At 62.8% G+C, this 5,900-nt stretch carries 6 protein-coding genes and 1 pseudogene; all 7 read left to right on the top strand.

Annotated features, from left to right (window positions below; genetic code table 11):
* On the top strand, positions 1–651 hold a 651-nt coding region (locus tag EPN80_RS20100; protein WP_293031650.1), incomplete at its 5' end, for a GntR family transcriptional regulator.
* Between the two features lie 89 nt (positions 652–740).
* Positions 741–2,267, top strand: coding sequence for an NCS1 family nucleobase:cation symporter-1 (locus EPN80_RS20095; RefSeq protein ID WP_293031648.1), 1,527 nt, complete (start codon positions 741–743; stop codon positions 2,265–2,267).
* 8 nt (positions 2,268–2,275) lie between these two features.
* Positions 2,276–3,010 carry an aspartate/glutamate racemase family protein gene (locus tag EPN80_RS20090; protein WP_293031646.1) on the top strand — a complete coding sequence of 245 codons (735 nt, stop codon included), beginning with the start codon at positions 2,276–2,278 and terminating at the stop codon, positions 3,008–3,010.
* Positions 3,011–3,060: 50 nt separating this feature from the next.
* On the top strand, positions 3,061–4,092 hold the full coding sequence (locus tag EPN80_RS20085; RefSeq protein ID WP_293031644.1) for a porin: 1,032 nt from the start codon (positions 3,061–3,063) through the stop codon (positions 4,090–4,092).
* A gap of 140 nt (positions 4,093–4,232) precedes the next feature.
* Complete coding sequence (puuE, locus tag EPN80_RS20080; RefSeq protein WP_293031642.1) at positions 4,233–5,183, top strand: allantoinase PuuE; 951 nt, start codon at positions 4,233–4,235, stop codon at positions 5,181–5,183.
* A complete protein-coding gene (gene uraD / locus EPN80_RS20075; RefSeq protein ID WP_293031640.1) occupies positions 5,180–5,707 on the top strand; it encodes a 2-oxo-4-hydroxy-4-carboxy-5-ureidoimidazoline decarboxylase in 528 nt (175 codons plus the stop codon). Before puuE ends, uraD begins: the two co-directional genes overlap by 4 nt.
* A gap of 75 nt (positions 5,708–5,782) precedes the next feature.
* Positions 5,783–5,900: pseudogene (locus tag EPN80_RS20070) on the top strand (allantoicase); the annotation flags it as partial.

Genomic DNA, 5,900 nt, shown 5'->3' with positions numbered 1-5,900 from the left:
ATCGCTCAGCGCATCCGCGATGCCATCCTTGAGCACCGGCTACCACCAGCCACCAAGCTGACCGAAGCGGCGCTGTGTGAAGTTTTCGACGTCAAGCGGGGAGCGATCCGTCAGGTATTGGCAATGCTTCAGCAGGAGAAGATCGTCACGATCGAGCCGAATCGGGGCGCTTTCGTCGCCAGCCCGTCGTTGCGCGAGGTTCACGAAATCTTCGAGATGCGCCGGATCGTCGAGGGCGCCGCCGTCGAGCGGATTTGCCATGCCAGCCACAAAAGCGGCTTGCGGGAGATCGCCGGGATGATCGTGCGCGAGCGCGACGCCTATCTGACGCGCGATTTCCCTGTCTGGATCCGCCTCTCGGGCGAGTTTCACGTGCGGCTGGCGGAGATGACCGGCAACACTGTGTTACTGGAGTGCCTGGCGGGGCTGGTGACGCGTTCGACGCTGATTTCGGCACTGTATGAATCACTGGGCCGCAGTCCCTGCTCGTTCGACGAACACGAGGAAATCCTGCGAGCGGTGGAAATCGGCGATGCGGCGCGCGCGGTTGCACTGATGAAGCGGCATCTCGAGAGTTGCGAATTGAAAATGCTGGACCGGCCGGCCGAACAGGCCGTCGATCTGGCCGACGTGCTTGCTGCCGGCCGTTAGTCGCCGGAGCCCGCGTCACAAGAAAAATCCGCACGGCCCGATGGGGCGCGATGCGGCGAACACCCAAGGAGGGGCTTATGGAGACGACGATGAAACAAGAGCAATTCGGCAGTCCGCCTGTCGTGGCGGAGTTGGTCGGCGCCGCGGGGGCGCAGGCGAGTGCGACGCACGACAGCGGCTACGTGCCGCCACCCGGCTACAGCGAGCGCCTGACCAATGCGGATCTGGCGCCTTTGCAGGATCAGCACTGGGGGGCCTATAACATTTTTGCGTTCTGGATGTCGGACGTGCACAGCGTGGGCGGCTATGTGTTTGCCGGCAGCCTTTTTGCGCTGGGCTTATCGAGCTGGCAGGTGCTGGTTGCGCTGCTGGTCGGCATTGGTATCGTCAACTTCTTCTGCAATCTGGTGGCCAGGCCGAGCCAGGCCACCGGCACGCCGTATCCGGTCATGTGCCGGATTTCATTCGGCGTATTGGGGGCGAATTTGCCGGCCATTATTCGTGGTCTGATCGCCGTGGCGTGGTATGGCATTCAGACTTATCTCGCCTCGGCCGCGTTCGTGGTGGTGCTGCTCAAATTCGCGCCGACACTCGCACCCTACGCCGATGTTCACCGTTTCGGCTTCGTCGGCCTGTCGTATCTGGGCTGGGCGGGCTTCGGGGTGCTGTGGGTGCTGCAGGCGCTGGTCTTCTGGAACGGCATGGAGACGATCAAGAAGTTCATCGACTTCGCCGGCCCGGCCGTGTATGCGGTGATGTTCGTGCTGGCCGGCTGGATGGTCTACAAGGCGGGCTGGAAAAACATCGGCCTGAATCTGGGCGAGGTGAAGTACTCAGGCTGGCACGCGGTGCCGGTGATGATCACGGCCATCTCGCTGGTAGTGTCGTATTTTTCCGGACCGATGCTCAATTTCGGCGACTTTTCCCGCTATGGCAAAAGTTTCCGTTCGGTCAAGGTGGGCAATTTCTGGGGATTGCCGGTCAATTTCCTGGCGTTCTCGCTCGTCACGGTAATTACCACCTCGGCGACCCTGCCGGTGTTCGGCCAGTTGATTACCGACCCGGTGCAGACCGTGAGCCGCATTGACAGCCCGACCGCTGTCATCCTCGGGGCACTGACCTTCATGATTGCCACGATCGGCATCAATATCGTCGCCAACTTCGTCTCGCCGGCGTTCGATTTCTCCAATGTTGCGCCGCGCCATATCAGCTGGCGTGCGGGCGGCATGATCGCGGCGGTCGGCTCGGTGTTCATCACGCCCTGGAATCTGTTCAACAATCCGGCCGTGATTCACTACACGCTCGACATGCTCGGCAGCTTCATCGGGCCGCTGTACGGCATCCTGATCATCGACTACTACCTGATCAAACGACAGCAGGTTGTCGTCGACGATATGTACTCGATGGAGCCCGGCAAGCGCTACTGGTACAGCAACGGCGTCAATCGCGCGGCCGTCGCGGCGACCGTGCTGGCCGCTGTAACGTCGGCCACCTGCGTGCTGGTGCCGGCGCTCGGGCCGCTGGCGAATTTCTCCTGGTTCATCGGCCTGTTCTGCGGCGGCCTGTTCTATTACCTGTTCTGCGCCAACGCGCGGCGTGCACAACCTGCGGTGTGAGCATCGACATGCGTATCAAACTGATCAATCCCAATACGACCGTCAGCATGACCGAGGCGATGGGCCGTTGCGCCCGCCGGGTCGTCGCCCCCGGCACCGAGGTCGACGCGGTCAGCCCGGCGACAGGCCCGGCTTCGATCGAGGGCTACTACGACGAGGCCATGGCGTTGCCCGGGCTGCTCGCCGAAATCAAGCGCGGCGAGAATGCGGGTTACGACGGCTACGTGATTGCCTGCTTCGGCGACCCGGGGCTGTATGCCGCCCGCGAGTTGGCCCGCGGGCCGGTGCTGGGAATCGCAGAGGCGGCCATGCATGCCGCCAGTATGCTCGGCACGGGTTTTTCCGTGGTGACGACGCTGGCGCGCACCTGCGGCATGGCCTGGCATCTGGCCGAGAACTACGGCATGAAGCGTTTTTGCCGCAACGTGCGGGCGGTCGATATACCGGTGCTGGAACTGGAAAACCCCCTGTCGGATGCGCGCCGCCTGATTACCGACGAATGCCGGCGCGCGCTCGCCGAAGACGGCTCGGAGGTCATCGTGCTCGGCTGTGCCGGCATGGCCGAGTTGTGCGAGAGCATTGGCCGCGAGATCGGCGCGCCGGTGGTGGAGGGAGTGGTGGCCGCCGTCAAGCAGGTCGAGGCGCTGGTGGCCATGGGATTGCGCACCAGCAAGCGGGGGGATTTCGCCTATCCGCTGCCCAAGGTTTATGCGGGCCAAGCCAACCAGCTGAATGCGGCCTGAGCGTCGCCGGTTCACCGAGCCGGCCAACATTTCAAAATAAGAGAACATCGATGAACAAGAAACTGCCTTTTGCGGCGGCGGTCTGCGCTTGCGCCTTCGCCACGGCGCATGCACAAAGCAGCGTTACGTTGTACGGCTTTATCGACAGCGGGATTGTGTCGGCCTCGAATGTCTATGACAGGGCGACCGGCACCAGCGGTTCGATGCTGGCCCTGGGCGACGGCATCTCGTGGGGCACTTCGCGCTTTGGTTTGAGGGGGCGCGAAGATCTGGGCGGCGGATTGAGCGCCGTCTACACGCTCGAGTCCGGGTTCGACGTCCCCAATGGGCGCTTTGCCGGCACCGGTATTTTCAATCGCGGCGCATATGTGGGGCTGCAAAGCGAGCGGTTTGGCACCGTCACGCTCGGGCGGCAGTGGAATCTGAGCGACGGCACCATGGTCGGACCGTTTTTCCGAGGGGGGTATAACCTGTCGGTATTTCGCCTGACGGGTTTCGACGAGGTCAGCGATCTGGTCGACAACGCCGTGAAATACCAATCGCCCGATTGGGCCGGCCTGCGCGCCTCCGGTTTGTATGGTTTTGGCAATGTGCCGGGCAGCGTCGCATCGAACAGCGTTTATGAGGCTGCGCTGAGCTACGCCAGCGGGCCGCTCAACCTGGGAGCGGTCTACCACCACCGGCACGACGCGCTGACGCCATTTTCGTCCGAACTGTGGGAGCTCGGCGCCAACTATTCGTTCGGGCGGGTACGGGTGCGGCTGGGCTTTGGCAATAGCGGCTATCCGGACGCCAGCGGCGCGGCGTTGCACGCCGCCGTGTACGACGTGGGCATGGACTATTACGCCAGCGGCGCGTTGACGCTGTCGGCCGATACGATTTATCGCAAGCAGTTCGGCAACGGCGACAGTGCCGTGGCGGGTCGTTTCACCGCCGACTACAGCCTGTCGAAACAGACCGGCATTTTCGCCAATCTCGGTCTGCTGAAAAATCGCCACAATTCGGCGGAGTCCTTTTACGGTGACGGCCTGGCCGGGCAAAGCCAGGTCGTCGCGAATGTTGGCATACGCCATGCGTTTTGAGCGGAGTGGGCCGATCCTGCCGGATCGGCCCACTATATGCTGGCGCAAAGACTCAATATCCGTCCTGTGCTATGTCTTGGCAATGCGCTTTTCGCTAAACTGCCTCAAACCATTTGCGTCTCCCAGGACCCCCGACTGATATGGCCTACGATAAAAACTACCCGCGCGACCTGATTGGCTACGGCCGCCACGTTCCGCACGCCGACTGGCCGGGCAAGGCCCGCGTCGCGGTGCAATTCGTGCTCAATTACGAAGAGGGCAGCGAGAATTGCGTGCTGCACGGCGACCGCGCTTCCGAGCAGTTTCTCTCGGAAATCATCGGCGCCGAGGCATACGAGGCGCGCCATATGAGCATGGAGTCGATCTACGAATATGGCTCGCGGGCGGGGGTGTGGCGGATTTTGCGCGAGTTCGAGCGGCGCGGCTTGCCGCTGACGATCTTCGGTGTGTCCATGGCATTGCAGCGCAATCCGGAGGCCACGCAGGCCTTCGTCGAGCTTGGGCACGAAATTGCTTGCCATGGCTTGCGCTGGATTCATTACCAGAAAATCGACGAGGCGACCGAGCGCGAGCACATGCGGGCGGCCGTCGAGATCATCAAGCACATGACCGGCCAGGCGCCGCTGGGCTGGTACACCGGGCGCGACAGCCCGAATACCCGCCGGCTGGTGGTCGAGCATGGCGGCTTTGCGTATGACGCCGACAACTACGGCGATGATCTGCCGTTCTGGACCGAGGTGGAAGTCAGCGGTGGCGAGCGCAAACCCCATCTGGTGGTGCCCTACACGCTCGACAGCAACGACATGCGGTTTGCCGCACCGCAGGGTTTCAATACGGCCGATCACTTTTTCACCTATTTGCGCGACGCGTTCGACGTGCTGTATGCCGAAGGCGAGGAGACACCGAAAATGTTGTCGATCGGCATGCACTGCCGACTGCTCGGCCGTCCCGGGCGCTTTCGCGCGTTGCAGCGCTTTCTCGACCATATCGAGCGGCACGACCGCGTCTGGGTGTGCCGCCGCATCGACATCGCCCGTCACTGGCAGGCGCGTCACCCGTATCAAGCGCAGGCGCAGGAGGGTCGTGCATGAATGCCCCGATCGTGATGACCACGCTGGAACAACTCAGCGTCCTGCCAAAGGACGACTTCGTGGCCGCCCTGGGCGGTATTTTCGAGCATTCGCCCTGGGTGGCCGATGCCGCATGGCGCCAGAGGCCGTTCGCCAGCGTCGAGCAATTGCACGAAATCATGTGCCGGGCGGTGCGCGATGGCGGTGAGGCGGCGCAACTGCAACTGATCCGTGCGCACCCGGAGCTGGCCGGCAAGCTGGCCGTGCGTGGCGAGCTGACGGCCGAGTCGACGCGCGAACAGAGCGGCGCAGGGCTGAATCAGTGCACTCCGGAAGAGTTTGCGCAACTGCAGCAATTGAACCAGGCCTATGGCGAGAAATTCGGGTTCCCGTTCATTCTGGCCGTGCGCGACCATACCCGGCACAGCATCATCGAGAACTTCACGCAGCGGCTTACGCATAGCCGCGAGCAGGAAATCGAGGAATGCCTGCGGCAGATTTTCCGTATCGCCTTGCTGCGTTTGCGGGACCTCGTGCGCGCATAATATCAATCAACCACGCGATGGCGCGGCGGCTGTAGCAGGCGCCGCGCCCGCATCATCCCTATCAAGGACCAATCCATGGCAGTCGTCACCCTCGACCCGAACGCACCGGAGTATGTGCGCCGCTACGTGAACCTGGCCGATCCGCGGCTGGGCGCGCAGGCCCTGTTTGCCACCGACGAATTCTTCGCCGCCA

Source organism: Pandoraea sp. (assembly GCF_004297875.1).
In the GTDB taxonomy this organism is placed as follows: Bacteria; Pseudomonadota; Gammaproteobacteria; order Burkholderiales; family Burkholderiaceae; genus Pandoraea.
The sequence above is the reverse complement of the archived record's forward strand: the minus strand, read 5'-3'. Positions and strand labels throughout refer to the sequence as shown.